Raw genomic sequence first — 26,670 nt, forward strand, 5'->3', positions numbered from 1 at the left:
AAATAAATTTGGACTCAACTATATAGAAAATTTAGACACAAAATCTTTTAACCGTACCTTCCATGAAGCGATCAACTCTTCCCAAACAACAGTACCAGGATATTTATATAAAAATTTTGTCCTTATATCATTGATGACAAAGACAGTTTGTTTGAAGTCTTCAGGTACAATAACTAAGCTATCCTGTAATCTTTGGTATTCTTCTTGAACATTTGATTGATCGTTCTTCTCTGGTGAATGGGCTAACATTTTTTGAACGTCTTCAAGGGTAAAATTATTAGGACTTTTCCCTGTATCAAGCAGATATTGTAGGTTATCCAATAAACTTTCTAAATTAGTCAAACCTGCTACAGAAAATTGTTGAGTTATTTCCTGTTTTTAAGTTTTTTTATACCCTCTTTTCCGACCTAGTGCTTTTTATAGAAAGTTTATATAGGCTTCAATATCTGTTTTTGAAACTATCATTTTAACCCCTGTCCTGAAGAAGAAATGGCATTCATTTCCGTTAATATAATAGTTATGAATGCCAATAGATTTGAATGATAATTCTTGTTAATAGTTAAAGAAATTATCAGTAACATCCTGCTGCTGTTGCAGCAAGTTTACAAGCAATACTAGCAGGTCATGTTGCATGAACCCACTGGAAAAGCTCAGACTATAAGCAAGAAATACAGTCACTTGCACCAGCACTGATTAAACACTTTACTGGGTCGGAGGAACCTATACACTTAGCAAGGCTACCAGCACATTTCACAAGACATTTAAAATCAATAGAAGGATTAACTCCATTACTAACTGCCATTTTAGCAGTGGAAACATTACGGAGAACGGGCTGAGATTGAATGGGAAGATTCATTGTTTTTATCCTTATTTAAGAATGGATTGTTTTTAGGTTTTACGAATGCGAGGTGCAAGCAGGAAAATCCCTCCCTCACATATCGAAAAATTAACAAATGCTAGATTTGACAAATGTAACCAGGGATAGCACTACAGGTTTCTCCTCTGACAGGTTGAGATTAAATGGGAAGATTCATCTATTCTTCTCAGGACTTACGCATAGACCATATATATAGCGTTTAAAACTATTGTAAAATGGTTTTAAAACCCTACAGATAGTACCTTTGCCTAAGTCCTGCTTCTCCTAATCTGGTTTTGTTTTTTTAGAATTTGAGAGTCTGCCTAACACGTATCACTAATTCGCGGTATGTGTAAGACGATGTGTAAACACTATAATTCCCAGGACTTAGGCAGAACCGCTATATCTAGCAAGGGCGAATACCATTTCGCTGCGCGACATGTTTGCGGAGTATTCCGTCAGGAAAACGCCCCTACAGATGGTGTATATTTTCATATTTTGTGTAAGTCCTGATCGCTATATTACCAAGGGTTATAGCCATTTTTAGGTTTTAGGGCTTTGACGTAACTCCCTTACCTAGACTAACTTTCAAGTATTTTCATGCCCAGAAAATGTGTAAGCCCCAAAAGTAATCAGGATTTTTTCTATATTTTAAAGACAGTCTTTGCATGAGTCATAAGCAGGTCCTAGGCATTCTATACAAGCCTCACCCTCTGTAACTACACAAGCGGCTGCACAGCCTGCAGCTATTGCTCCGCATTTAACCCAATCCAAAACACCGCATCCTTGAGGTGTGAGTCCATTGAGGACTATTACTGGTGTGTTTCCTTTTCTGATTACTGGTTGAGATTGAATGGGAAGATTCACGTTTTTTTCTCCTTGGTTATTTTAAAATTGATTGTTTTTTTTAAGATGTCACGAATATGAGGTGCGAACGGGGAAAATCCCTCCCTCAGATATCCAAAAATGAACTCGAAAAATTAACGAATGCTAGATTTCACAACTGCAACCAGGGATAGCACTACAGGCTTCTCCTCCAGCTAGTTGACAACAAAGATCGCAAGCAAGATTAGAGGGGTCAATCGCTCTGATTCCAGAAAGTTTAGCTGTACTAACTTCTCTTAAAGTTGGTGGAGCTTGAATAGGAAGATTCATAAATAATTTTTTTCCTCTTGAGTATTTTTGATTATTTATAGTTAGGATTCAGACCAAGAACGTACTGTACCTATAGTGACAGGAATTACATCACTGACATCAACTGTGAATCGAAAGACTCGGTTAGAACGCTGGTTATTTTCTGGGTCAAAGAATCTTAACTTCACGTCATAGCAATCTGAATCAGGGCGGCAAATTGGACTTTTTTCTACCGAAATAGAGTCAAGTACTCGGTCAGTACCTGCTGCAGTAGCGATTGCTACGGAAGCTTGAAAAGCATTGGTAGCAGAGAAGTTTAACGCCCGTTCTTCAGGGGTTATCCCCAAATTACGGTAGTCATAATAGATCCGAGTCAAATAGTCTTCAATTCGAGACTGCAACGTTGCCTGTGTGATATTTGCAGCCTCGATTTGTGGCATCACCGATTCTACTAAAGCATTAGTTGACCAACTATACATCCCGCGTACTTCTGGAATTATGACCGGGACAACTTGACCAGACATTAAGCGGATACTACCACCAATATATCCTGGAACTGAGATGCGTTCAATGCTCTCATCTCCTAAATAGGAAACAAGTCTCTCATAAGCAATGTTAGCATAGGCACCAGTAGGCATTATAGCATAGATGGGAGTAGCATCTAAATTGAGAGTAAAAATGAGGGATTGAGCTTCATAAGGACGATCGCCGAGATACTGAACCAGCGTCATATCAGGAGGCATTGTTTGGGTAAAGGAATCTCGACGAGCTTCAGTACCGAAATCCGTATTTAGTTGACCGATAGCATAAACTATCTGCATTGGTCCGCCTCCTCCGCAGCCACAATCTCCATTTGCTCCAGAAGGGGTAATAGAAGAAACTGCTTGATTATTGGGAGTTACCATCATGGGGTTAACTGTATTGGAAGTATTGGTAGGCATAACTGGGGATATTTTGGCTTCTGCTGCTTGTATACCTGTTACCGAGTAGGGAACAGTTGGTTGTGAACTAGGGTTAATAGCTTCAATGGGTTGAACTTGCTCTTGTGAACTGGAGTTAATAGCTTCAATGGGCTGAACTTGCTCTATTTCAATCTCATTGATTTCATTGGTAGTTAACTCTTGAGGGATGTTGTTAACTTCACTCGGTTCCATCATAGCTTCTTCTAATTGATGATCGGACACTGGTTCAATTTCTCCTTTTGTAATTAGGGTGTAAGCCCCAGAAATATTAAGAATGCCTACTAAACAGCGAGCTTGATCTGTTTTTTGTACATTACAAGGCAAAGCACTTTTGAGAATGGCTTCACGAACGCCATGGGGATCTGGCTGTTCTCCCCGTTGCAATTGAATACTGAGTAAAAGAGCCACAATCCCAGAGACAATGGGTGTTGCAAAGCTAGTCCCAGTTTTTAGACTCGTGCCCCCACCAGGAGTTGCACCTAATATGTTTGCACCGAGAGCAAGAATCCCTTGACTTTGGTAAGCTTTGCCCCAATTACTAAAATCAAGGGGATTTCTTTGAGAGTCCATCGCTCCCACGGCCAGAACTGATTCCAGAGCAGCAGGAAGATGAAGACATTCGCAGCCATCGTTTCCTACAGCAGCAACGATGAGAACATTTTTTTCTTGACACAAACGAACAGCATTAGCCAGTAATTGGTCAGATTCTGGGGAAGCCGTCAACTGACCACCACTGATGTTAATGATATTAGCTCCTGCTTCGACTGCTTGGGTAATCGCTCGTGCTAGGTCAATTTGAGAACAGGGAGCCAGATTATCTCCTTTCCCACTACTGAAAATAGGTAGGATTAACCCACGACAATTAGGAGCGATCCCCTGAACAGAACTACCCTGTTGACCAAAGATGATGCTAGCAACATGAGTTCCATGCTGAGATGCTGGACTTCCATCGGCTACACCAGATACTAATGTTGTAAGCTGAGTGATATTAGCTCCAGTAAAGCATGGATGGGACAGATCGACTGGTCCATCAAGGATAGCTATGCATACGCCAGAATCACCAAGAGATTTATTCATTAGTGAACTGAGTTCAGTTGATGTTGCAATGTTAGTCACCAAGCTTTTCTCTATCCTCTTTGATCTGTTTTTGTTGGCTTTTGTACTTAGCTATGAGTACAAGGTATAGGTTTTCTTTTGTCAGCACAACCAAAGTTTGTAATTTTAAGAAAAAAGATAAGCACTTAGCACCAGTAAATCCCTAAAGCCATTCCCAATCTATATTTCAGCTATCGAAAAGTTAAGAACATCACCACCATTCCCCTACCCAAATTGCTTAACTTGGGAATTTCTCCAAAGTTAAAAGTTAAGCACTGTACTTCCGGTTTCATCTCGTAGTTCATTACAATTATCTTGGTGATGGTCCATAGCAGTAGGAGAACTTTGCTCTATTGTTCATCCTCATAAATTAGACTTGTCGCTAAATAAAACCCTGAAAGTGGCACTCGCAAGATTCTGATTTTACCCATACACCTATCCTGCCATTAGGTAGAAATTCCAGAGTCCTGCTGTTATTGTTAGGGTAAGTGGTAAAGGAAGGGAGAGTTATCAAAGTTTATAACCGTATTTATGAATGAGTATTTGATAGTAATTGGGTAGAGGTGGCCGAGCTTACTGAGGGGATAAAATTCTACAATGTAGCAGAATAAATGAGACTTTCAGTAAATTTCCGGGGATTGTATAAAGTTTATATAAAGTTGTCTAAAAATCATATAAACTTTATATAAAGTTTTGGGGTTGTATTTTTCTTTTGGTGCAAGTATCTTGGTAATAATTCAGAAAACAACACTTAAAAAAGTATTTTCTTTGTACAACTATTATGAAATTATCCCAGCCTAATTTATTAGTAACTTTGAATACTTCAGAGTATAGGGTCTGAAAGCAGTCTTTCCCTGTCATGTCTATAACATAACTATCTTGCCTTAAATGTGGTTTTAATTCTGTTGTTAAAAATGGCAAAATCCACAATAGCAAGCAGAACTTTTAATGTCGAGACTGTGATAGAAAGTTTGTGTAAGATCTACAAAATAAGTGATTGATACTGCTAAAGAGCTAATTTGTAAGCTGGCTTAAAACTAGAGAAACTGTAGTTAAGTGCCAAGTTCTCTGGGTTCACGTTTACTAAAAATGAATTTACCTCATTTGAGCTTTCATTAGTTTTTCAAGGGATGGCTAATATAAATAAACCTTTAAGGGTTAACACTATATATAGTGCCTTTGCGTAAGTCCTGAATATGCAGAACTACAATTTTTTTGGCGTTGCTGATTCTGGGTATGATGCAAGCCCCCCTAGCCTCCCAATTTTGGGGGAATAAAACTCTAAAAGTCCACCTTTAATCCCCCTCCCGTTCCCCTTGGAATCCCCCTCCCGTCCCCCTTGGAAAGGGGAAGCCAGATGTTGCTTCGCTTTTTGTTGAATGGGAAGCCAGAAGATGCTGCGCTTTTGTTGAACGGGGGATGCGCGGGGGCGAAGGCGAGAACCAAACAATCGCACATTCATACTTCAATTCAGGAACGCCATTTTTTTAACAGAAAAATCTAGTAATAATGAGCAACCATGGACGCCGACGAGGTGTAATTTTAACTATTCAAGGCTTAAAGAAGCTCAATCAGGCAAAAGCTAAGGCAGAAATTGAGCAACACTCCAAACGCTACACCCTCGAATCTCTCAGTGAAGAAACAGGTTTAACTCCCAATACCCTCAGCAAAGTTTTTACCTGCTCGTCAGGAGTTGATAAACGGACTTTGAAGTGCTGCTTCCATGCTTTTAATCTAACTTTGACAGAAGACGACTATCTCTACCTTCGATCTAATCAAGATAATCTAACCAAAACTAACTCAGTGGCACTTGCTAAAACCTGCTCCCTCCTTGAACCTGCTTGCCATTCTCATGTCAATATGCTGCGCTATCGCAACAATACCCCCCCAATCAAAAAAATGATTCAACCACAAGATAATCTACAATCTTGTCTACTAACAGCACCCGGAGGACAGATGCCTCTAGATTCTGTTTTTTACATTGACCGTCCCATCATCGAATCCCTCTGTTACGAAAGCATCCAGAAACCGGGTACACTGTTGAAAATCCGCGCCCCCAAGCAAATGGGCAAAACCTCACTAATGAGTCGCATCATTTCTTACTCTAAATCCCTAGGGTATCAAACTGTTTTTCTGAACTTACAACTGGCCGATGCTGAGATTTTACAGAACCTAGAACACTTCCTGCAATGGTTCTGTGCTAGAGTTAGCAAGGAATTAGAATTTTCCAATGCGCCATTGTCAATGGCGATGGCGGAGCAGATAGCTGACTTTTGGGATGACTGCTTGGGTAGCAAATCAACTGCCACCGACTACTTCAATGATATTATCTTAGCCAAGCTAGATCGACCTCTCGTAATAGCTATCGATGAACTAGATCGGCTTTTTGCCTATCCAGGCATTGCTGGTGAATTTCTCCAACTTCTGCGAACCTGGTCTGAGCAAGCTAAAGCAAGGGTAGTAGAAAGTAATCCTTGGCACAAACTCCGAGTGGTGACAGCTCATTCTACGGAAATTCTAATGCCCCTATCGATTAATCCTTCCCTGTTGAATACTGGGTTAGTCATCAATTTACCTGAATTCACCCTAGCTCAAGTGCAGGATCTGGCAAGAAGGTACGAACAAGAAATAACCAAATCACAAATCCAGCAACTTATTACCCTTCTGGGCGCACATCCCTATCGTTTGCAGTTAGCATTTTATTACCTACAGCAACAGACAATAACCCTGGAAGAACTTTTAGATAATTCTGGGAGCGCAACTGCTCTTTATGCAGAACATTTACAACAACAATGGTGGAACCTGAAACGCTATGATAAATTATTGCCTATCTTTACTGAAATTGTGAACAACCCCAAACCTATAGAAATAAAAGTATCCCTTGGTTATCAGTTGCAACAGATGGGGTTGGTTAATTTGGAAGGCGATCGAGCGTGTCTCTCTTGTGAGTTATTTCGTCCGTTTTTTCTGGGAGTTTTGAATTGATTTAGGACTTACGCAGATACGCTATATATAGCGCTCAAAACTATTGGACAATAGTTAGTTATTTTGACATCCTCTCCGGCCTGAAGACGCGGAGATTCCTACTGAACCATAGCTCTTCGGTGGGTTGACGTTTTGCTGGCGCAAAGCTCCGCTAACACTGGCTGCTGCACCCACCCCTCTTGCTCCCCTCCCGGGAGGGATGGGGATGAGTTACGCTTGCCTCCACGTCCGTTTAATGTCTCGGACTGCCCGCCCGCGACTAATATATTTATTGCTGCATTCTGCGTCTAAGAACGTGTTTGCTGCCACAGTTTAGACACTCCCATTCTCGCACCTGAAGGTCTAGCTTGCCACCTTTAAAGCCACAATTTGAGCAAATTTGAGATGTAGGCTCCCAACGACTAATTACTCTAAAATCACGACCATATTTTTCTGCTTTTCCTTCTAAAAAGTCCTGAATTTTCTCCAACCTAAATCTGATACCCACCCTCTTGCTCCTCCCGGAAGCGATGGGGGTGGGTTACGGTTTTTAACCATTCCAGAAACGTTGTTATACTTCTAAAACAACTGTTTGGTTTTCACGAATTATTTTAGTAGATAATTTATGCAGAAAATCTGTCAAGCGTATCTTTCAGTTTGGCATGGAACTTAGCAACTCTAACCCTTGCTTTTTCATACCTTTTAGACCCTTTAGTTTTATGAGATAATGATTTACTTAACTTTTCTTAATTTCTTAATTCGTTTCTTCAGTGGTTTAGGAGCATCAACCTTTGTACCATCGCTAAATGTAGCAAAGGTTTTAATACCTAAATCTATACCTACTGAATTATCAGTTTTAGGTAAGATTTCTGGTTGTATTTCTACTACAAAACTCAAGAAATATCTATGTAGGGGCGTTAACGATAGTTATGCGTCAGCAAACGGTCGTTTGCTGACGCATAGCTCAATTGCGCCCTACGTCTTTGATTACTGTTACTGATGATGGAGCAGCAGGTAACTCTCTACAGGCAAAACAATTTTCAGCTTTCCAATCTTGGCGCTTCATAAACTTTGTGTTGACCAATTTTAAATCCTCATGAGTGTAAATCTAGCAGTTTGCTTTGACTTTCTATTTCATGAATTTAGGAGGTTTAACAGGTTTACCTTTCTGTCTGATCTTTAGTAGACGTTGATGCAACGTTTGTAGGTGACAAATTGTTGATAAGCCCTACGGTTTAAATCATTTAAAGATTGCTGCAATGGTATAGCAGAAACCTCTGATAACCATTCTCTGTCTTCAGTCTTTTTAGCTTGAGTGATAAACTGTTTTTGTAGTTGAGATAAGTAAGGTTTCTTTTCTGCCGATCTATACTTTTGTTGACAACAAGCTAGGCTATCGTTCCAAACCACACGGACCGAACCAAATAGCTTTGCGCTCTCGGTATTTTTGTCCCGGTGTTGGATAGATACGATACTTAAATCTAGCTTTCATAATTTGACTCTTAAACTAACATACATGATAACATATTTCTTGAAATAAGATTCAACTACTAAAAAGTCGCCCGCTTATGGGCGAGGCTTTAAACCCAATTTTCTGGTAAGGTTGATGGTAGGCAAATGCAACGCTCACACAGATTATGGCACGGATGCACAGATTAAGTGTAAGTGTATTTCATTAATGGATAATGGATAATTACCTCTGGTTAAAACCGTCCTAATTTTTGCAATAAATCGAAAACCACATAATACCAGACTCCTATTCGTGCATAACCTGTAAGTTTACTACCAAACTCGTTCCCCACTTTGTTAGAAACTATTTCCACTACCACATCTGGTGCTTTACCAAATTCCCAAGTATAATAGCTGAAGAAACTATGGTGAAATTATGGTGAAATTATGGATTTATTTTCAATTGCCAAAATAGCAGCACCAATTGCAGGTTCTTTGGCAAATGTTGCTGCTCAAAAAGGGTTTCAATAGCGTAACGCACTATCCCTAATACAAATTTAAAATAAACTGATTGGAATGCCTAATTATAGAAGACCTAATATTTCTGGTGGAACATATTTTATCACTCAAGTCACTTATCAAAGAGAAATTTGGCTGTGTGGGGAAGTTGGTAGAAAAGCTCTCAGAGAAGCGATCGAAAGGGTAAGGGAAAAACATCCTTTTTCTATTGATGCTTTTGTGTTACTACCAGAGCATTTTCATTGTCTGTGGACTTTGCCTCCCAATGATGGAGATTTTTCAATGAGATTGCGACTAATTAAAACTTATGTGACCAAACATTATGGGCAAGAATTAGCTATTAATCGAGAAATTTCTCTGTCACGACAAAAGCGAAAAGAAAGCAATCTTTGGCAGCGTCGTTTTTGGGAGCATTTGATTCGAGATGAACAAGATTTTGCCAACCATTGTGATTATATTCATTATAATCCTGTTCGACATGGGTTATGTACAAATCCCCAAGATTGGGAATTTTCCAGTATTCATCGGTTTATAGCTCAGAGAATTTATCCGGCAAATTGGGGAAGGGATGGGAGTCCAGAAATACCCCTAGGAATTTGGGATGAATAAAATTTTGTAGGGTGTGTTAGCGAAGCGTAACGCACCTAAACATCTGGCATAGGCGGTGGTTCAAATTTCCATTTTCAAGCAAATACTCATAAATAAGGTGCGTTACATTTCATTAACGCACCCTACTGGACCTTGGGTTTGTAGGCCAAACCTCTACAGCGAAGCGTAACGCACCGAAACATCTGGCATAGACGGTGTGTTAAAAATTCCATTTTCAAACAAATTCTCATAAATTAAGGTGCGTTACATTTCATTAACGCACCCTACTGGACCTTATATCATATTCGGGTGAAATTATGGATTTATTTTCAATTGCCAAAATAGCAGCACCAGTCGCAGGGTCTTTGCTAAATATTGCTGTTAAAAAAGGATTTTAATTTATTAATAAAACAGTCCAGTAGGGTGTGTTAGCAAAGCGTAACGCACCGAAACATTTGGCATAATAAATTAAGGTGCGTTACATTTCATTAACGCACCCTACTGGACCTTATATCATATTCGGGTGAAATTATGAATATTTCTTTAATTACAAAAATAGCAGCACCAATTGCAGGGTCTTTGGCAAATGTTGCTGTTAAAAAAGGATTTCAATTTCTTAATCAAACAGACATACAAAAAGCAATTGAAGCTGGAATAAAAGCTGTGGAAAAAGAGGAAGAAAAATTCCCTAACCAACAGCGTTTATTTTATTCAGCTAGAAAAGATGGTTTGTCTGGAACTGATAATTTTTTAAATCATTATTTTAGTAATTCTGGCGTTTTAGCACAATTGCAAAAGCCTTTAACTAATCAAGGCAAGCCAGATATTAAAGTTTTAACTGAAATATTTAAAAAAGCAGCAGAAGCTAAAAATATTAAATTAACTGAATCAAATCTACAAAAGTGGATAGAAACTTTTGTTAATGCTTATTTTCAAAATACTACAACTTATATTAGTTTCCAAGTTGCTAAAAACAATTATTTCACCCAGTTAAATACCTGGTTTAATAATGTAATTTTTGCTGGAATTAATGTTGCGCCACAAGAAGAAGAAAGAAAAAGATTAGTTGATATTTTTGTGATGCCAGAGGTTAAGGAAGAAGTTTATGAAAAAATTCTTTTCTTCACTTCGCATGGTTATTTTGATAAAACAAAGCCTCTGGAGGGAAATGCTTCTGGACTTATATTAGGAGAAAAACCAGAAAATAGACCCTTAATAAATACTTCTGGTCGTAAATTTTTAGCTTCTCAGTTGTTGAGTGAAAATAAGTCTCAAAAATTTGTCATCTTGGGTGGACCTGGTTCTGGTAAAACAACCTTAATGAGTTATTTTGCTCTCATGTTGGCACAGAAACAGCCTCAAGTTTTGGGTTTAGACCGCGATCGCGACTGGTTGCCTATTTTAATTAGAATACGAGATTTTGTCAGAGATTTAGATAAAACTATTCCGGAACATATTCGTGTATTTGCTGAAACAAATATGGCACTCCAAGATTTGCCGACAGGTTTTTTTGAGCATTGGTTGGAAGATGGTAGAGCTTTGATTTTACTCGATGGTTTGGATGAGGTGGCGGAAGAAGGCAAACGTTATGATGTTGTCAGGCGCATAGAGACTTTTTTAAGGAAATTTGATAAAAATCCAGCAATTATTACATCTCGCCCTGTGGGTTATCGGCGCTACTTTTTCAATAGGGCAGAATTTCCCCACTATCAAATGCAGTCTTTTAATGATGACAAAATTTCCCTGTTTCTTGATAACTGGTACAACAGTCGGTTTCAAGATCGACAGCAAGCGCAAAGGTGGAAGGAAAGTTTACAAAGGGCGTTGGGTGAGAATGACCGGATTAAATTATTGGCAAGAAATCCGTTGTTGTTGACAATTATTGCTTTGATTCATCGGTATCAGGGAGGTTTGCCGAAGCAAAGAAATGAACTTTATAAAAAAGCAGTAGAGACATTGTTGGTTTCTCGGGAGAAAATCAAGGAGTTGAGTAGTCATCAGCGACTGAAGTATTTGGATATGGACGATCTGAAACGGTTGATGGAATTGTTGGCATATTGGGTACATACTCAGGGAAAGTTTGGGAGTGAGGAAGAGGGTGGTACTTTGATAGATAAGGATGATTTGATTGAACAGTTGAACCAGGAGATTTGGGAATTAAAGGATTTAAAGTTGTATCAAGCACAGGAAGAAACAGGAAGATTTCTGGAATTGATTCAGGGGCGCACTGGTTTATTGAATGAGCAGGGGCAAGATTATTATGCTTTTGTGCATAAGACGTTTCAAGAATATTTGTGTGCTCAAGAGATTCAATATCGGGCAAAAAATGAATATGATTTAGGAATTATTTTGAATTGTATTCAGGAGAATTTGCACGATTCTCACTGGCGCGAAGTTTTACTATTGCTGATAGCGCAACAAAATCCTAAAGCTGCTGCAAATGCTATTCGGATGATTTTGCAGAATGGTAGCGAGTACGAGGAATGGTTGCATCGGGATTTGTTATTTGCTGGTTATTGTTTGGCAGAAAATCTGAAGGGGATGCGGAAAGCTGATGGTAAGTTGGTGCAGGAAATTTTAGAGGCATTGATTGAGTTGGAGGTGAGTAAATATGAGCAGGTTGGTGGTAGGGTGCGCGGTCAGGTTTTTCAAATTCTTAGTAGTTTGGGTGAAACTGACTTTGAAGAGCAAGCTTTAGAAATGTTGAAAGAGCGATCGGATTTAATTTATGAGAAGCGACTGTGAGGATATCAAGTTAAGTTAGGAGAAAAAGATGAGGGAATTCAATTGTTTGTGGAAAAGCTTTTGGAAGAAAAGGATGATGAATTAGTTCGTTTCTTGCGATTCAACTCGGAAATATTGGAGCAAATTTCGGAGGATGTAGTTAATGCTTTATTACCCCTGCTTCAGGATGAAAATTCTAATGTGCGTTTGAGGACAGCCTTAGCTTTGAGCAATTTAGGGAATAGTTCAAAGGATGTAGTTAATGCTCTATTGCCCCTACTTCAGGATGAAAATTCTGATGTGCGCTTGAGGGTAGCCTTAACTTTTTTTGGGCGACGAGTTAGGGAACAGCTCAGAGGATGTAGTTAATGCTCTATTACCCCCTGCTTCAGGATGAAAATTCTAATGTGCGTTCGACTGCAACCTTAGCTTTGGGCGACGAGTTAGGGAACAGTTTGGAGGATGTAGTTAATGCTCTATTGCCCCTGCTTCGGGATGAAAATTCTGATGTGCGTTCGACTGCAGCTTTAGTTTTGGGTTCCTTAGGCAACAGTTCGGAGGATATAGTTAATGCTCTATTGCCCCTGCTTCGGGATGAGAATTCTTATGTGCGTGTGAGCGCAGCCTCAGCTTTGGGTGATTTCGGGAACAGTTTGGAGGATGTAGTTAATGTTCTATTACCCCTGCTTCAGGATGAAAATTCTAATGTCCGTTTTAGGGCGGCCCATGCTTGGGGTTATTTCGGGAACAGTTTGGAGGAAGCAGTTAATGTTCTATTACTCCTGCTTCGGGATGAGGATTTTTATATGCGTTGGAAGGCAGCCTATGCTTTGGGCAAATTAGGCAAAAAATCTGATAAAATCCTTCCTCAAGTCATTCAATTGATTCAAAAACATCAGCATTCAGAATATTTAGGCGCAAGTATTGATTTACTGTGGGATTTAGTTGTAGGAGAGTAGGGGAGTGTGGGAAGTAGAAGTAGGTTGGGTAGAATGAAGTGAAACCCAACAAAACCTTATGGTGGTTGGGCGTGCTAGACACAGGTGGGAATTTAGTCCAGTAGGGTGCGTTAGCGACAGCGTAACGCACCATCCATAAAACAGTCTAGCACCATCCATAAAACAGGTATAGTGAATTGACAAATCTCAAATGGTGCGTTACGACGGATTGCTGAATCTCTTTCATCGTCTAAATTTAAGCCGTCTAACGCACCCTACGAATTTTGCTTAAACAACTTGTCAAAAAAAATTAGCACAGAGATAATTAGTGTGCCACATATTTGCCAAGTATTCCGAGGTAAAAAGGGTGATTCGTAACCAATCAAATTCAACATTTTAGGTGTGTCACTTGCCACGAGTCATAAACTTATAAATTAACAGAGTTTGCTGTTGTTTAAATTAAGATTTTATTTTAGAATAAAAAATATGTCCTAATATATTCTAGCTAGAAATATGAACCAAAAACTAACGTTAAATATTGAAGAAGATCAACTCCATTTTCTTCTCCATCATAAAAACTATGGCTTTAAAGATGAAGTAGAAATGATTAAGTTTGCCTTGCAAAAGTTACAGTCAGAATTAGAAGCTCAAGATTTACAAGAGTCAGCACAATTATATGCAGAAATATACGAAGAAGATGCCGAATTACAAGAATTAACTGAGACTGCTTGTGCAGATTTTAGAGAAACATGAAACTAAAACGAGGTATGATTATTGATGTGAATCTTGACCCTACTCTAGGTTCAGAAACAGGAAAGATTAGACCTTGTATTATTGTCACGAATAATACTTATAACGAGCGTGTACCTGTTATTCAAGTTGTCCCCGTTACAAACTGGAGTCAAAAAAAGGCAAGGATTAAAACTAATGTAGTAATTGAACCATCTTCAGTTAACTGTTTAAGTAAAAAATCAATAGCAGATTGTTTACAAACTAGACCCATTGATTATTGTTCTCGCTTAGTAAGTGTTAGGGGTGAACTAGAAACAGAATTAGTCCTAAAAATTGATCTAGCTTTAAAAATTGTCTTTGCTCTATAGAGTATTATTGTTTTAGCTTTCCACAATCCAAAAACTCGTAAATTAACTGAGTTTGCAGTTGTTTAAATTCAACTTAAATCCATTAGGCTGAGTTAGTGTTAAATTAACCGAACCTTCGAGGCTATAATTAGAACATATCACTTTTAGATACAAAGCTATGTCAAACAAAACATTTGACCTGAAACAACTACCGATAGGTATTACTGAATTACTCTATTCGATTCAAAATGAGCAAGAAATCGTCATTACTAATGATAATATTCCGGTTGCTAGATTGACTCTACTTAATCCAGTTACTGAAACTAGATTGCCATTAGACAAAACACCTCAACCTGGATTAAATTTAGGTGCTATGGTAATGAGTGATGATTTCGATCGACCTTTACCAGATGAATTTTGGTTGCAAAATTCATGAAATTACTGTTAGATACACATACTTTTATTTGGTGGGATAGTGAGCCATCAAAACTTTCTCAACGTGCATTAGAGTTATAGCGCTTCTCTAATTTATGAGATATAGTTTTAGATCCCCCCCTGCCCCCAGATCCCCCTAACCCCCCTTAGTAAGGGGGGAACTGCTTAAAAAGGGGGGAGGCTTCAAAGTCCCCCTTTTTAAGGGGGATTTAGGGGGATCGTAAATGTACCTCAACAAAATAATTTTATCGAGATATTACCAATTACTGTTGCTCATGTTTTAGCTTTAGATAGTTTGTCTGTTGATCACAAAGATCCTTTTGATCGTTTACTAATTGCTCAAGCTAATATAGAAAATGCAGTGCTAATTAGTTGTGACTCTGTTTTTGCTAATTATTCAGTTCAGGTAGAGTGGTAGTAAATTTTATTCTACTAAAAATTTAGGTTAGGTAGAACAATAGTGAAATCAAAAAAAACTTTACTCTTGTTGGGTTTATCCTCCGGATAAGCTCCGCTAACCTCCGTCAACCCAACCTACGCTTGTTGGACTAATTATTAATTATTCGATAAAGTTTTTGTTTGTAGTAGTGCTTGAGCAATAAGATAGGTATTTATGGGGCTAAAGTCCTACTACGAGCGTAATTATAATAACATCCAACTATGCAAACTACTGAATTTCTGAATGAGCTAAATTTATCGCAACGCCAAGCAGTACAACATTTTTGCGGACCAATGCTAGTTGTGGCGGGAGCTGGATCTGGCAAAACTAGAGCGCTCACCTATCGCGTGGCCCATCTGATTCGCCATCATCGGGTAAATCCAGAAAATATTCTGGCGGTGACATTTACCAATAAAGCTGCACGGGAAATGAAGGAGCGGATCGAAAAGCTATTTGCTGGGCAACAAGCAGAAGCAAAATATGGTAAACCATTATCAGCTTTAACACTCGAAGAACAGACTAAGTTGCGATCGCAAGTCTATAAAAGTATTACGAAACATTTATGGATGGGAACTTTTCATAGTCTTTGTGCTCGTATTCTGCGTTTTGATATTAATAAATATCAGGATGAAAAAAAACGTCGTTGGGATAAAAATTTTTCTATTTTTGATGAAAGTGATGCTCAAACTTTAATTAAGCAAATTGTTACTAAACAGCTCAATTTAGATGACAAAAGATTTGAACCACGTTCGGTTAGATATGCTATTGGTAATGCTAAAAATAAGGGAATGTCGCCTCTAGAATATCAAAGGTCAGAACCAGATTATCGGGGGCGGGTAATTGCTGAAGTTTATGGTATTTATCAAGATAGTTTAGCAGCAAATAATGCTCTTGATTTTGACGATTTAATCAGAATACCTGTAGAATTATTTCGGCAAAATGAACAAGTATTGGCTTATTGGCATAAACATTTTAACCATATTTTAGTAGATGAATATCAAGATACTAATCGGACTCAATATAACTTTATTAGATTTTTAGCAACTAATGGTGAAGACCCTAAATATTTTAATAAATGGGAAAATCGTTCTGTTTTTGTGGTGGGAGATGTAGACCAATCTATTTATTCTTTCCGCATGGCAGATTATACAATTTTGCTAGATTTTCAACATGATTTTGGTGATGGTTTAGCGGATGAAGATACCAGGACAATGATTAAATTGGAGGAAAATTATCGGTCGCGGGAAAATATTCTGGAAGTGGCAAATAAGTTGATTGAAAATAATACTCAACGTATTGATAAAATTCTCAAACCAACGAGAGGTTTAGGGGAAGACATTTATTGTTATGAGGCGGATAGTGAGTTAGAAGAAGCGGAATTTGTTTGTAGTAAAATTCAGGAAATTACAGACCAAAATCCAGAGTTAGATTTAGGCAGTTTTGCTGTACTTTATCGGACTAATTCTCAGTCACGCGCCCTGGAAGAAGCTTTGATTCATTATGATATTAAATATGTGATAATTGGCGGTTTGAAATTTTATGACCGGAAGGAAATTAAGGATTCTTTGGCTTATTTGCGGGTTATTGCTAATCCTGCTGATACTGTTAGTTTGCTCAGGATTATTAATACTCCGAGAAGAGGTATTGGTAAGGCGACTATTGATTCTTTGGTGAATGCTTCTTTGGAGATGGGAATACCTTTGTGGGAAATTATTAATGATGAAACTTCTGTTAATACTTTGGCTGGGCGTTCTTCAAAAGCTGTGAATAAATTTGCTGATATAATTAAGCATTGGCAAAATGAGGTAGAAAATCTGACGGCGGTTGAAATTGTTGAAGGAATTTTGGAAGATTCTAATTATATTCATGATTTGAAAAAACAGGGTACGGAAGAAGCAGATAATCGACTGGCAAATTTGGGGGAATTATGTAGTGCTGTTGCTCAATTTCAAGAGGATAATGAGGATACAAGTTTAGGAGGTTTTTTGGCAAATGCTTCTCTAGCTTCTGATTTAGATAATCTACAAGATGGGCAGGAAGCTGTATCGTTAATGACTTTACATTCGGCTAAGGGTTTGGAATTTCCGGTGGTTTTTATGGTTGGTTTGGAAGAGGGTTTATTACCTCATTTTCGCAGTAAAAATGACCCTTTATCTTTGGAAGAGGAAAGGCGACTTTGTTATGTAGGAATTACCAGGGCGCAGGAACAATTATTTATTTCTTATGCTACTGAAAGGCGACAGTTTTGGGGAGCGCGAGATGTAGCAGTTCCATCTCAATTTTTGGCTGAATTACCGGAAGATTTGATTAATACTAATGGGATGAAAAAGGTAATTTATCGTTCCCGCCGTCAAAGCAAAAATACTAAAAATACTCCTGTTAAAAAATCGGCAAATAATCAAGGAGAAAATTGGCAAGTAGGTGAGAAAGTGATGCACAAAACTTTTGGAGTAGGACAGGTAACTAATGTTTTTGGTGGGGGACAAAAACTGAGTTTAGGTATCAAATTTGGTAAGAGTAAAAAAATTATTGATCCTAAGACTGCACCGATGGAAAAGTTGGAATAAGGAGATGGGGAGTGTGGAATAGGCATCTTGCCTGTTCCTAATATTTTCCCTATTCTATTTATAAATTTCCCGGTCTCATATCCAGATAATGATATTAAATCTGGTAACATCGTTGTTATTCAGTATTTAAATATAAGAGTATATATTATACCAATTACCAAAAGTAATGCTATACTTAGGCAACACTTCAGTTATTAAGTAATTAAACTATCCTAATAAACTTTTCGCTAACTTGAGTCAACTTAATACTAATTATGATTATTTTTACTGAATAATTAATAATTAATAATTCTGGTTTAAAGCCTCCCCTTTTAAGGGGAAAAAAAGAAATAATGTTTCCTGATATTCAATTCCGTAACGGTTTTAACCAGAGGTAATTACCAATTATCCATTATCAATTATCCATTAATGAATTCTACTCTACTCCCCTACTCCCCCACTCCCCTACTCCCCCACTCCCCTACTCCCCCACTCCCCTGCTCCCCACTCCCCTGCTCCCCCACTCCCCTGCTCCCCACTCCCTACTCCCTCTTTATGAGAAACAAATAAACTAATAATGAGAATTTAATTAAAAGTATATAAATTGCTTCTAAACTGGCAATAATTAATAACTTATTTGAACGAAAGCTAATATACTTGACTGAGCGTTCTATAATTGCTAGGGTAGTTATATAAACAAAAAATAACCATCAATTATCAATTTATAGAAGTTTGGATCGGATTGTCCACAACTGGAAAACACCCTGTTATAACATTCTTTGATAAACTTCTAATGCTGAAATTTGTGTGATTTTCTTTGTGGTTTCTGGAATAATCGTTCCAAAAAAAACTGATAAATCTCACTCAACAGGAGAAGCAAAAGTGCCGACGAAGCTCTTAGATATAGATATCCTTCCTTCTGATTTACGTCAAGCGATCGCCAGGCGAGAGTTGTCAGAAGAGCAAAAACTATTCTGGCAGGGAGACTCAGCTCAAGCAGTCTTTATTGTCAAAACTGGGCGACTCAAAATAGTGCGCTACAAAAGTTGTGGAACAATAGTTAGGTTATGCACTGCTACAGCAGGAGATATTTTAGCCGAGACAACACTTTTTTCTAGCAGATATACCAATACAGCGATCGCAGAAACAGCCTCACAAGTAATGGTTTATCCTAAGAAACATTTTTTAGCAGCTTTGCATAGCTATCCCGACTTAGCTGAAGATTTCATGGCAATTTTAGTCAGAAAAAATCAATGTCTACAACACCATCTAGAATTACGGGACATCAAGACTGCCCACGAACGAGTGCTTCAATATTTATCCCAGATAGCTAGACTTTCTAATCAGACATTTGTCAATTTAGATAGACCTCTCAAAGAAATAGCTGCTGAGTTAGGGTTGACTCCAGAAACTCTATCCCGTGCCCTCAAACGCTTAGAAAGAGATGGTTTGATTAGTCGTTCTCAGCGTGCGATCGCCCTGCATTAGAGTTGTTAGGAGTAGGGGAGTAGGGGAGTAGGGGAGCGGGGAGCGGGGAGTGGGGGAGTGGGGGAGTAGGGGAGTAGAGGAGCAGGGGAGCGGGGGAGATTGAAATAATTATAGAATTATCAACAGATATTATATAACTGGATTCTATATTTCAGAGAAACTGTGTTATCAGTACTTTACTACAATAGGGAGGCAAAATTATCAATCTTCTCGATCGCTATTTTCTCAGCCACCAATAACCAATAAAGGAAAGGACGCAGACAGATCAAAAGCTTAAAATTCAGACAACACAATATTTTCCTCCTTCCTCCTTCCAGTCGAGGGATGGCTCCGAAACCTGCGCTGACCGACCATCGACCAAGAGAAAATAAAGTTCAATATTTCAAACCTCTGACTTTCCTAGGTCATGCTGCGCAAACAGGTACTGATAACTGATAACTGATAACTGATAACTGAAATGACACCACAATCTAATGTAATTCCTCAATCAACAAAAATATCAGACCAACCAGAATCTAGCAAACTGTTGATATCAAGTAAACAGAATAATTGGCAAGGTATTCTGCTACAACGTCTATACTATTCCGCAGCAGAAAGTAAATTTTCCTTACCTGCAATACCAGAAGAACTACTGATAATTCATTTAGACTATCCTTGTCACATAGAGCGATCGCTAAAGGGAAAATACGACCGGGGGAAGATAGTACCCGGAGATATAACTGTTGTGCCAAGTGGAGAAGTTTCCGAATGGCATATTCAAGGAAACCCAGACTTGTTATATATATATTTAGCACCTTCCCTCATGGAAAAAGTTGCTACCGAAGTAGTAGAAGTAGACCCCCAGCGAATTGAACTCGTAGACAGATTTATTCTGCGCGATCCATTTATTCGCCAGGTCGGGTTGCTGCTACTAGGGGAACTAGAGTCAGGAGGAGTAGCAGGTAGGTTATATGCAGAGTCATTAGCATATTCATTAACAGTTCACTTAGTCCGAGAATATTCCACTATGAGTTTAGAAGTTAATGAGTATCGAGGAGGATTATCAAAATATAGACTTCGCCAAGCAATTGAATATATTAATGAACATTTAGACCGAGATTTAAAACTAACTAAAATTGCTGCTGTAATTGGTATGAGTCAATATCATTTTTCCCGGTTATTCAAGCAATCAATGGGTATTACACCCTATCAATATGTCATTCACCAAAGAGTAGAACTGGCAAAAAAATTATTGAAACAGCAAAATATCAGCATTACAGAAATTGCTTTTCAATGTGGTTTTTCTCATCAAAGTCACTTAACTAAAATATTTCATCAACTTACAGGTACTACTCCAAAACAATACAAAAATCGGTGCTGCTGAAGCGCGTGTATGATATTAATCTTAATTACTCAGGAGTCAACCCACCCCTCGCCCCTCCCCTCCCAACCCACCCCTAACCCCTCCCTGGAGGGGAGGGGAAGAAAGAAGAATAAAGAAGCAATAAGAAAGAATAAATAGGAGGAAAAGGAGATTTTTTTATCACTAATTATCTAGAAATTATATTATTTAAAGCAGATTTTTTCATAAATAAATCTGTATAGCTTCAGAAATAAAAATTAAATTTTTGTAGACATAAAATTACAATAATTGTTGAAAATAATGTATAAAATACTGTTTGTAAAAGGAATGTTAAATCCAGGGGTAGTAGATTGATACAGCTAAAGCTGTGCAATAGATTTTTGTCTCTAGGTGTTTTTATCTCCCCTACTCCCCTACTCCCCTACTCCCTACTCCCTAAAATAAAGGATAAAATATATGTTATCAAATCATTCAAATTATCAAACTGAAATTGAAATGAAAAAAAATCAACCAAATCGCAAACTATCTGGCATTCAAAAGTTAGCTCAGTCAATTAATGACCGACTAAAATCAAAATTGTCTCGTCGCGTAGTGTTATGTGTTTTTACTAGCATTATTGCCATTGAAACCATTATTTTAATCCCTTCTGTCAAGAGAAGAGAAAAAGAAATTCTATCTCAAATTCAGCAAATGTCTTCTGGGAAAGTTGCTTGGATTTTGATTACCTATCCTGACGCTTCAAATACAGAGCTTGTCAATCATTTATCAGAACTTATGGAACACCATCCTGCCATTTTAGGAGGTGCTGTTTATGATTCTAACAAACAGAAAGTAGGTACATTTGGTGAGTCTCCAGAATTGTCACTTTCTGAAGTAAATAATTCCAAAAAACTTTTCGTTTCCACCAGTAGTAATGTTTCTCGTTATGATGACTTAATTTGGTCTGGAAAAGATATGCAAACAGACTATAGTATTATTATTCGCCACGACGCTTCTAATGTCAGACCAGAATTACTTGCTTATATTTATCGAATTATTGGTTTAGTTATTATCATATCTCTGTTTTTGACAATTACACTTTGGCTATGTTTAGAACCAATTGTAATTAATCCTATTCTACTATTAAGAAGGGATTTGAATCAAGCCGGGGAAGCAATATATAATGATCGAGAAGCACCTGCATTTAGGTCAATTTCTCTCCAAAGACAAGATGAGTTAGGAGAAGTAATTAATGCCTTTGAACTAATGTTTATGAAAATTTCTGAAGCAATAAGTGAGCGGAAAAAAGCCGAAGCAGCTTTACAGGAAAGTCTAGAAAAAGTTAAAGCTTATTCTCAAGCTCTTAATTATGAATTGGAGCAAGGTCATCAGATGCAGAAGAATTTTCTGCCTGCTAAAATTTCACAACAAAATGGTTGGGAAATTGCCAGTTTCTTTCAACCAGCTAGACAAGTTGCTGGTGATTTTTATGATGTATTTGAACTTTCTAATCATACAGTAGGATTAGTAATTGCTGATGTTTGTGATAAAGGAGTAGGAGCAGCATTATTTATGAGTTTATTCCGCAGTTTAATTAGAGTTTTTTCTGGTCAAAATTATTTTGAAGAAATGAATGAGGATTTAGGAAGTGAAAAAGATAAGTTGTATTTAGATAGAGGTCTAGCTACTGAAGATTGTTATCATGCTCTGAAAGCTGTGTGTTTGACTAATAATTATATTGCGAAAAATCATGGCGAAGTGGGAATGTTTGCCACACTTTTCTTTGGAGTTTTAGACATAAATAATGGTAAAATTACTTATATTAATGGTGGTCATGAACCACTATTTATGATTGACGCTACAGGAAAAATCAAGGAGGAGTTAAATTCTACAGGTCCAGCAGTTGGAATGTTGCCCGATATGAAATTTAAAATTGAACAAACTCACTTAGAAGTTGGTGAAATTTTGTTAGGTTACACAGACGGAGTACCAGAAGCTCGTAATAGTAAAGGTGAATTTTTTACTAATGAAAAATTGCGGTTACTTGTGGAGAAAAAAGCAACTTCAGCAGAAGGTTTGCTCAAAGAAATATCTACCAATGTTTTAAATCATACTGGTAGTGCCACACAATTTGATGATATTACTTTATTGGCTGTACAACGACAGGCTTCAACAATTAATAATTAATAATTAATAATTAATAATTACCTCTCTTTGAAAAGAAGAGGTAATTCTAAATTCTAAATTCTAAATTCTAAATTCTTGAACATTAAATCATCAATTGTAATACCTTGTACATTTAGATGAAAGATTTTAGTTGACTAGATTATTCGTAACATTCTTTTTTCAAACTGGTATAAGACGTTTGAGTTGAATACAACTTACTTAGAAAGGGCGTACTAATAATGTAATTCCCTGGCGACCGATAACTGCAACTTCTTGACCAGGTTCAAGAGTCATGCTGTAACCTCTAAAAAGCATAGCAGGCCAATATGTAGCTTTGAATTTAACTCTTCCAGGTTCATCAAAAGTAATCTTTTCATCAACTACACCAACTTGAGGTTTAGAAAACATTTTGGGAGTATTATTACTAAATTTCTGCATTACTATTCTTCCTTTATTTCTTAAATTTGAGTCAGTATTAATTTTTTAAATGCCCCCATAGTTAGAAAATCTTGAAAAGCTTAAATACTTGATTTATTGTCCTTAAATAGCACTACATTTTGCTTATGTCGTTTTCCGGAGATTATTTAGTTTGCAGTTCTGATAATTTTTGTAGATATATATACTTAGAGTTTGCTGAATAAGTCTTTTGGTATGAGGTAGGAGTCAGAAGTCAGGAGTCAGGAGTCAGGAGTCATAATTTGATATTAGAACGAATTAAGCGGATCTGATATGATACCAAATCCGCTTATCATGCATCGCGTTTTTCAAATTCCTCTCTAACCGTTCAGCATAGCTGCCTTACCTTCATAAATATTGGTTCTGTCTAATATCATGTCCGGTAGTATTGGTATTGTAAGCACGAATGTAAGGAAGAGGGAAGAAGACTATTGAGCAAGAAAAAACGTAAATTTACTGTAGATATTGACCCTTGGGTTTATACAAACGATTGCCTTGAGACATGATATAAACCGGATTTAGTATGAGTCAATATCTAGAAAGTTTAGCCAAGAAAATTAGATAGAGAAGTCAGGATTAACATAGTGACTCAAATCTTCATCGGTGAGACCATTGATATCAACAGTACCTAGATTCTGATAAAAACCACTTTCGACACTTTCAACCTGCTGCACTTCTAACTTTTTGATCTTGAATCGATCTTCAGGAGTCTCGTCGGAGGTAGAAGCTGCAATGACGAGTATATTACCACTCACTTCACCATTATTGATATTTGCCCAGCGTGAACTTGAACCGCCATTATTGTCTTCTGTGAATTCAAGACTGTCTAAGAAATTATCACTTAAGATATTGTGGTCAGTGAACGCATCTTCCTTGCTACCTACCCAATAGGTAATATCACTGTCATTTGTCACGGAAGCTAAGAGTGCCTCATCGACAACAACATCCTCAGAGAATTCAAATAAGACGTAGTTGTCTCGATATACATTGTCAACTTTATGCTTGTTATCGCTTCCATTACCTTCTGAGTTATCGGTGACTCCGAGTCCACCGGAGAAACTACCCAAAAAGCTTTCATCCCAATTTCCCTGGTCATCACGACTGAAAGCACTAGCTTTGACAGAGAGGTCTCCAGCATCAAAGGTACGAATATTACCATTAGGACCATCTAAACCACTATTGTCTGTGAAATTGAAGGTTTCGGTTGCCCCCTCTGTAACTGTCATCAGGTCTTGAGCTGTTCCTGTCTTTTCGTAAATCCAGGTTTCACCAGGATCTAAGGTGTTATCTCCGTTTCCTTGGCCACTGATGTTGGTAATTGTGCCTTCTTGGTCGTCAGTTACTTCAATATCAGATTTATCAAATGGTACATCACCAGTATTGGTCACTTCATAAGTCCAAGTAACTGTCTCACCAGCAGCAATTTCTACTGCTTCCTCTACAGTGTCAGCATCTACACCATTGGTAAATTTCTCAATATCGATACCAGGATTTTGGGGGTCGGGTTCAGGATTGGTGTAACTACTCTGGTCTTCATCACTTACAGAACCAGCGGTTACAGTTCCAATGTTGACGTAATTGCCGATGGTTGTTTCACCCGCTACAGAAAGATCAAGTTTTTTCAACTTGAAGGCATCATCGTGATCGTCTTGACGTGCAGAAATAACGATGGTGTCACCTGTTAACTCATCAGCATTAAAATTAGACCAACGAGCGTTGTCACTACCGCCATTACCACCATTTTGATTTTCTTTGGCGAAGTCATTTAAGATATTGCCATCTAACAGTGATATATCTCCATCGCGATCGCCTATCCAGACTGAAATATCGCTATCATTGCTGATAGAACTCAGGAATGCGCGGTCTACAGTGACTTCTTGGTCAAACTCAAAGAGGACATAATCGTTGCTAGTACCATTATCTACTCGGTGATGGGAACCACTTTCATTACGGTTAGTAACACCTAAACCACCACTGTAAGCTCCAAGGTAAGCAGTTCTCCAGTTTCCACCGCTCTTGTTACTGCTGAATGCTCTGACATCTACTGATACACCATTTTGAGTAAAGGTACGGACATTTCCATTACTACCTGTTGTGGAACTGTTACCTGTTAGGTTGAAGGTGATGTCTTGGGAACTGGTGGCAGTGGTTAAGTCTTGAGCAGTTCCTGTTTGTTCGTAAATCCAGGTTTCATTAGGATCTAATGTGTCATCTCCATCACCTTGGTTAGAGATGTTGGTAATTGTGCCTTCTTGGTCGTCAGTAACCTCAATCTCAGATATATCAAATGGTACATCACCAGTGTTGGTCACTTCATAAGTCCAAGTAACTGTCTCACCAGCAGCAATTTCTACTGCTTCCTCTATGGTGTCAGCATCTACACCATTGGTGAATTTTTCAATGTCGATACCAGGGTCTTGAGGATCTGGTTCGCCGTTAACATAGTGACTGGGGTCTTCGTCGGTGACATCATCAGCAACAACTGTACCGATATTTTTATAGATGCCATCACCTATGCTGTCAAAATCTAAGCCAGAAATAGCACCACTACCAGCAAGTTCAACTTCTATCTTCGCAACATCACTGTCATTGATATTTAAAGTTTGGAGACTACCATTGCCAGGAGCAGGAATTGCAGTAGTATCTATTATATTTCCATCAACATCAATAGTGCGAACTTCACCACCTGTTTCCTCAATATCTACGAAGTTAATAGAGTTGAAATCGACTGGGTTATCCAAGTCAAAGGTAATTACCCCACCACCTGCATTGTCATCAGGATCGGAACTGTCACCATCTTCGGAAATGATTAAGATGTTGCCTTCACTATCTGTTCCTAAATCTGGGTCTCCACCAGTTGGGTTAGCACTATCAAAGATCATCGCACCGAATTGAGTAGCTGAAATTGTTACTCCTAGGTTCTGGTATTCGTCATCAATAATTGTGCCAGCAGGTAAAGCGTTACCCAAACCATCGGTTTCAAAATCAATAACGGTGTTAGTAACGGTAGATAAATCTTGAGCTATTCCTGTTTGTTCGTAAATCCATGTTTCACCAGGGTCTAAGATGTTATCTTGATTTCCATTGATTTTTTCAATGATATTAGTGATTGTACCTTCTATGTCATCAGTAACTACAACTTCACTTTCGTCAAAAGGTACATCACCTGTGTTGGTTACTTCATAGGTCCAAGTAACTGTCTCGCCAGCATTAATTTCTGGTGCTTCCTCTGGAGTGTCAGCATCTACTCCGTTGGTTGACTTTTCAATCTCGATGTCAGGATTTTCAGGAGCGTCATAACCAAAGTCTTGGTCGAGGTCATTTTCCCCTGGGTCTAATTCCACCATAGAACCATTATCTAAAGTTCCATCAGGGTCAGCAGTTTGGTCTAAACCATCTAAAGCACCATTGGTGTTGAGAACTTCTACTTGATAGTTTCCTGCTTCTAGGTCTTCAAATAGATATTCACCATTTCCATCTGTGGTTTGAGTTCCGATAACTACATCATCTG

24 protein-coding genes and 1 pseudogene are annotated in these 26,670 nt (G+C 38.1%); 13 read left to right on the forward strand and 12 right to left on the reverse strand.

All coding sequences use genetic code 11. The features are described 5' to 3' along the window. Window positions 1–18: 18 nt before the first annotated feature. The 5 genes from SAGCYANO_RS17930 to SAGCYANO_RS17950 all read right to left on the reverse strand — a co-directional run bounded on the left by SAGCYANO_RS17930 (window position 19) and on the right by SAGCYANO_RS17950 (window position 4,068). Window positions 19–342, reverse strand: coding sequence for a hypothetical protein (locus SAGCYANO_RS17930; protein ID WP_202221316.1), 324 nt, complete (start codon window positions 340–342; stop codon window positions 19–21). Between the two features lie 313 nt (window positions 343–655). Beyond that, on the reverse strand, window positions 656–856 hold the full coding sequence (locus SAGCYANO_RS17935; protein ID WP_202221317.1) for a hypothetical protein: 201 nt from the start codon (window positions 854–856) through the stop codon (window positions 656–658). 651 nt (window positions 857–1,507) lie between these two features. Beyond that, complete coding sequence (locus SAGCYANO_RS17940; protein ID WP_202221318.1) at window positions 1,508–1,723, reverse strand: hypothetical protein; 216 nt, start codon at window positions 1,721–1,723, stop codon at window positions 1,508–1,510. Between the two features lie 123 nt (window positions 1,724–1,846). Continuing rightward, on the reverse strand, window positions 1,847–2,011 hold the full coding sequence (locus tag SAGCYANO_RS17945) for a hypothetical protein (RefSeq protein WP_202221319.1): 165 nt from the start codon (window positions 2,009–2,011) through the stop codon (window positions 1,847–1,849). 41 nt (window positions 2,012–2,052) lie between these two features. Beyond that, complete coding sequence (locus SAGCYANO_RS17950) at window positions 2,053–4,068, reverse strand: PatA/PatG family cyanobactin maturation protease (protein ID WP_307785920.1); 2,016 nt, start codon at window positions 4,066–4,068, stop codon at window positions 2,053–2,055. Between the two features lie 1,488 nt (window positions 4,069–5,556). On the opposite strand from SAGCYANO_RS17950, the gene SAGCYANO_RS17955 reads away from it, so the two are divergent. After that, the gene (locus SAGCYANO_RS17955; RefSeq protein ID WP_202221321.1) at window positions 5,557–7,032 is read left to right on the forward strand and encodes an AAA-like domain-containing protein; all 1,476 of its coding nucleotides are present in this window, start codon (window positions 5,557–5,559) and stop codon (window positions 7,030–7,032) included. A 268-nt stretch (window positions 7,033–7,300) separates the two neighbouring features. Here the strand turns inward: SAGCYANO_RS17955 and SAGCYANO_RS17960 are convergent, their stop codons facing one another. From SAGCYANO_RS17960 to SAGCYANO_RS50440, 5 genes and pseudogenes are all read right to left on the reverse strand, one after another. Continuing rightward, window positions 7,301–7,519, reverse strand: a complete 219-nt coding sequence (locus SAGCYANO_RS17960) for a zinc ribbon domain-containing protein (protein ID WP_202221322.1) — start codon at window positions 7,517–7,519, stop codon at window positions 7,301–7,303. A gap of 224 nt (window positions 7,520–7,743) precedes the next feature. Further along, window positions 7,744–7,908 carry a transposase gene (locus SAGCYANO_RS17965; protein WP_202221323.1) on the reverse strand — a complete coding sequence of 55 codons (165 nt, stop codon included), beginning with the start codon at window positions 7,906–7,908 and terminating at the stop codon, window positions 7,744–7,746. A gap of 282 nt (window positions 7,909–8,190) precedes the next feature. Then, window positions 8,191–8,421: a hypothetical protein gene (locus SAGCYANO_RS17970; protein WP_202221324.1), complete on the reverse strand. Its 231-nt coding sequence runs from the start codon at window positions 8,419–8,421 to the stop codon at window positions 8,191–8,193. Further along, window positions 8,405–8,503, reverse strand: coding sequence for a helix-turn-helix domain-containing protein (locus tag SAGCYANO_RS17975; protein ID WP_202218238.1), 99 nt, complete (start codon window positions 8,501–8,503; stop codon window positions 8,405–8,407). Before SAGCYANO_RS17975 ends, SAGCYANO_RS17970 begins: the two co-directional genes overlap by 17 nt. Window positions 8,504–8,714: 211 nt before the next feature. Continuing rightward, a pseudogene (locus SAGCYANO_RS50440) lies at window positions 8,715–8,849 on the reverse strand (Uma2 family endonuclease); the annotation flags it as partial. A 187-nt stretch (window positions 8,850–9,036) separates the two neighbouring features. Here SAGCYANO_RS50440 and SAGCYANO_RS17985 point away from each other — a divergent pair. From SAGCYANO_RS17985 to SAGCYANO_RS18030, 12 genes are all read left to right on the forward strand, one after another. Beyond that, the gene (locus tag SAGCYANO_RS17985; protein WP_202221326.1) at window positions 9,037–9,588 is read left to right on the forward strand and encodes a transposase; all 552 of its coding nucleotides are present in this window, start codon (window positions 9,037–9,039) and stop codon (window positions 9,586–9,588) included. Between the two features lie 510 nt (window positions 9,589–10,098). Next, window positions 10,099–12,312, forward strand: a complete 2,214-nt coding sequence (locus SAGCYANO_RS17990) for an NACHT domain-containing NTPase (protein WP_237396288.1) — start codon at window positions 10,099–10,101, stop codon at window positions 12,310–12,312. A gap of 60 nt (window positions 12,313–12,372) precedes the next feature. Then, the gene (locus SAGCYANO_RS44860; RefSeq protein ID WP_237396290.1) at window positions 12,373–12,660 is read left to right on the forward strand and encodes a HEAT repeat domain-containing protein; all 288 of its coding nucleotides are present in this window, start codon (window positions 12,373–12,375) and stop codon (window positions 12,658–12,660) included. Then, window positions 12,660–13,250: a HEAT repeat domain-containing protein gene (locus tag SAGCYANO_RS44865; protein WP_237396293.1), complete on the forward strand. Its 591-nt coding sequence runs from the start codon at window positions 12,660–12,662 to the stop codon at window positions 13,248–13,250. Before SAGCYANO_RS44860 ends, SAGCYANO_RS44865 begins: the two co-directional genes overlap by 1 nt. A gap of 492 nt (window positions 13,251–13,742) precedes the next feature. Continuing rightward, a complete protein-coding gene (locus tag SAGCYANO_RS17995) occupies window positions 13,743–13,982 on the forward strand; it encodes a hypothetical protein (RefSeq protein WP_202221327.1) in 240 nt (79 codons plus the stop codon). Continuing rightward, window positions 13,979–14,329, forward strand: coding sequence for a type II toxin-antitoxin system PemK/MazF family toxin (locus SAGCYANO_RS18000; protein ID WP_202221328.1), 351 nt, complete (start codon window positions 13,979–13,981; stop codon window positions 14,327–14,329). Before SAGCYANO_RS17995 ends, SAGCYANO_RS18000 begins: the two co-directional genes overlap by 4 nt. A gap of 157 nt (window positions 14,330–14,486) precedes the next feature. Next, window positions 14,487–14,744 (forward strand): type II toxin-antitoxin system Phd/YefM family antitoxin, encoded by a 258-nt coding sequence (locus SAGCYANO_RS18005; RefSeq protein WP_202221329.1) that lies wholly within the window; start codon window positions 14,487–14,489, stop codon window positions 14,742–14,744. A 216-nt stretch (window positions 14,745–14,960) separates the two neighbouring features. Next, complete coding sequence (locus tag SAGCYANO_RS50445; protein ID WP_202221335.1) at window positions 14,961–15,161, forward strand: type II toxin-antitoxin system VapC family toxin; 201 nt, start codon at window positions 14,961–14,963, stop codon at window positions 15,159–15,161. Window positions 15,162–15,403: 242 nt separating this feature from the next. After that, on the forward strand, window positions 15,404–17,749 hold the full coding sequence (gene pcrA, locus SAGCYANO_RS18015; RefSeq protein WP_202221330.1) for a DNA helicase PcrA: 2,346 nt from the start codon (window positions 15,404–15,406) through the stop codon (window positions 17,747–17,749). Window positions 17,750–18,535: 786 nt separating this feature from the next. Further along, window positions 18,536–19,216 carry a Crp/Fnr family transcriptional regulator gene (locus SAGCYANO_RS18020; protein WP_237396294.1) on the forward strand — a complete coding sequence of 227 codons (681 nt, stop codon included), beginning with the start codon at window positions 18,536–18,538 and terminating at the stop codon, window positions 19,214–19,216. A 457-nt stretch (window positions 19,217–19,673) separates the two neighbouring features. Next, window positions 19,674–20,579, forward strand: a complete 906-nt coding sequence (locus SAGCYANO_RS18025) for an AraC family transcriptional regulator (RefSeq protein WP_202221332.1) — start codon at window positions 19,674–19,676, stop codon at window positions 20,577–20,579. A gap of 435 nt (window positions 20,580–21,014) precedes the next feature. Continuing rightward, entirely contained in the window at window positions 21,015–22,724 is a 1,710-nt protein-coding gene (locus SAGCYANO_RS18030) for a PP2C family protein-serine/threonine phosphatase (protein ID WP_202221333.1), read from the forward strand. Between the two features lie 198 nt (window positions 22,725–22,922). Here the strand turns inward: SAGCYANO_RS18030 and SAGCYANO_RS18035 are convergent, their stop codons facing one another. Both SAGCYANO_RS18035 and SAGCYANO_RS18040 read right to left on the reverse strand, forming a co-directional pair. Beyond that, entirely contained in the window at window positions 22,923–23,141 is a 219-nt protein-coding gene (locus SAGCYANO_RS18035; RefSeq protein WP_237396296.1) for an NfeD family protein, read from the reverse strand. A gap of 575 nt (window positions 23,142–23,716) precedes the next feature. After that, window positions 23,717–26,670: SdrD B-like domain-containing protein (locus SAGCYANO_RS18040; RefSeq protein WP_202221334.1), on the reverse strand; the 2,954-nt coding region annotated here is incomplete at its 5' end.

This window comes from Okeania sp. KiyG1 (assembly GCF_014132355.1).
Lineage (GTDB): Bacteria > Cyanobacteriota > Cyanobacteriia > Cyanobacteriales > Microcoleaceae > Okeania.

Bases quoted from the DNA above. Each gene is read 5' to 3' on its own strand.
- SAGCYANO_RS17935 (WP_202221317.1), bottom strand. From the start codon at position 856: ATGAATCTTCCCATTCAATCTCAGCCCGTTCTCCGTAATGTTTCCACT.
- SAGCYANO_RS17945 (WP_202221319.1), bottom strand. From the start codon at position 2,011: ATGAATCTTCCTATTCAAGCTCCACCAACTTTAAGAGAAGTTAGTACA.
- SAGCYANO_RS17955 (WP_202221321.1), top strand. From the start codon at position 5,557: ATGAGCAACCATGGACGCCGACGAGGTGTAATTTTAACTATTCAAGGC.
- SAGCYANO_RS17975 (WP_202218238.1), bottom strand. From the start codon at position 8,503: ATGAAAGCTAGATTTAAGTATCGTATCTATCCAACACCGGGACAAAAA.
- SAGCYANO_RS17985 (WP_202221326.1), top strand. From the start codon at position 9,037: ATGCCTAATTATAGAAGACCTAATATTTCTGGTGGAACATATTTTATC.
- SAGCYANO_RS17990 (WP_237396288.1), top strand. From the start codon at position 10,099: ATGAATATTTCTTTAATTACAAAAATAGCAGCACCAATTGCAGGGTCT.
- SAGCYANO_RS44865 (WP_237396293.1), top strand. From the start codon at position 12,660: ATGCTCTATTACCCCCTGCTTCAGGATGAAAATTCTAATGTGCGTTCG.
- SAGCYANO_RS17995 (WP_202221327.1), top strand. From the start codon at position 13,743: ATGAACCAAAAACTAACGTTAAATATTGAAGAAGATCAACTCCATTTT.
- SAGCYANO_RS18000 (WP_202221328.1), top strand. From the start codon at position 13,979: ATGAAACTAAAACGAGGTATGATTATTGATGTGAATCTTGACCCTACT.
- SAGCYANO_RS18005 (WP_202221329.1), top strand. From the start codon at position 14,487: ATGTCAAACAAAACATTTGACCTGAAACAACTACCGATAGGTATTACT.
- pcrA (WP_202221330.1), top strand. From the start codon at position 15,404: ATGCAAACTACTGAATTTCTGAATGAGCTAAATTTATCGCAACGCCAA.
- SAGCYANO_RS18025 (WP_202221332.1), top strand. From the start codon at position 19,674: ATGACACCACAATCTAATGTAATTCCTCAATCAACAAAAATATCAGAC.
- SAGCYANO_RS18030 (WP_202221333.1), top strand. From the start codon at position 21,015: ATGTTATCAAATCATTCAAATTATCAAACTGAAATTGAAATGAAAAAA.
- SAGCYANO_RS18035 (WP_237396296.1), bottom strand. From the start codon at position 23,141: ATGCAGAAATTTAGTAATAATACTCCCAAAATGTTTTCTAAACCTCAA.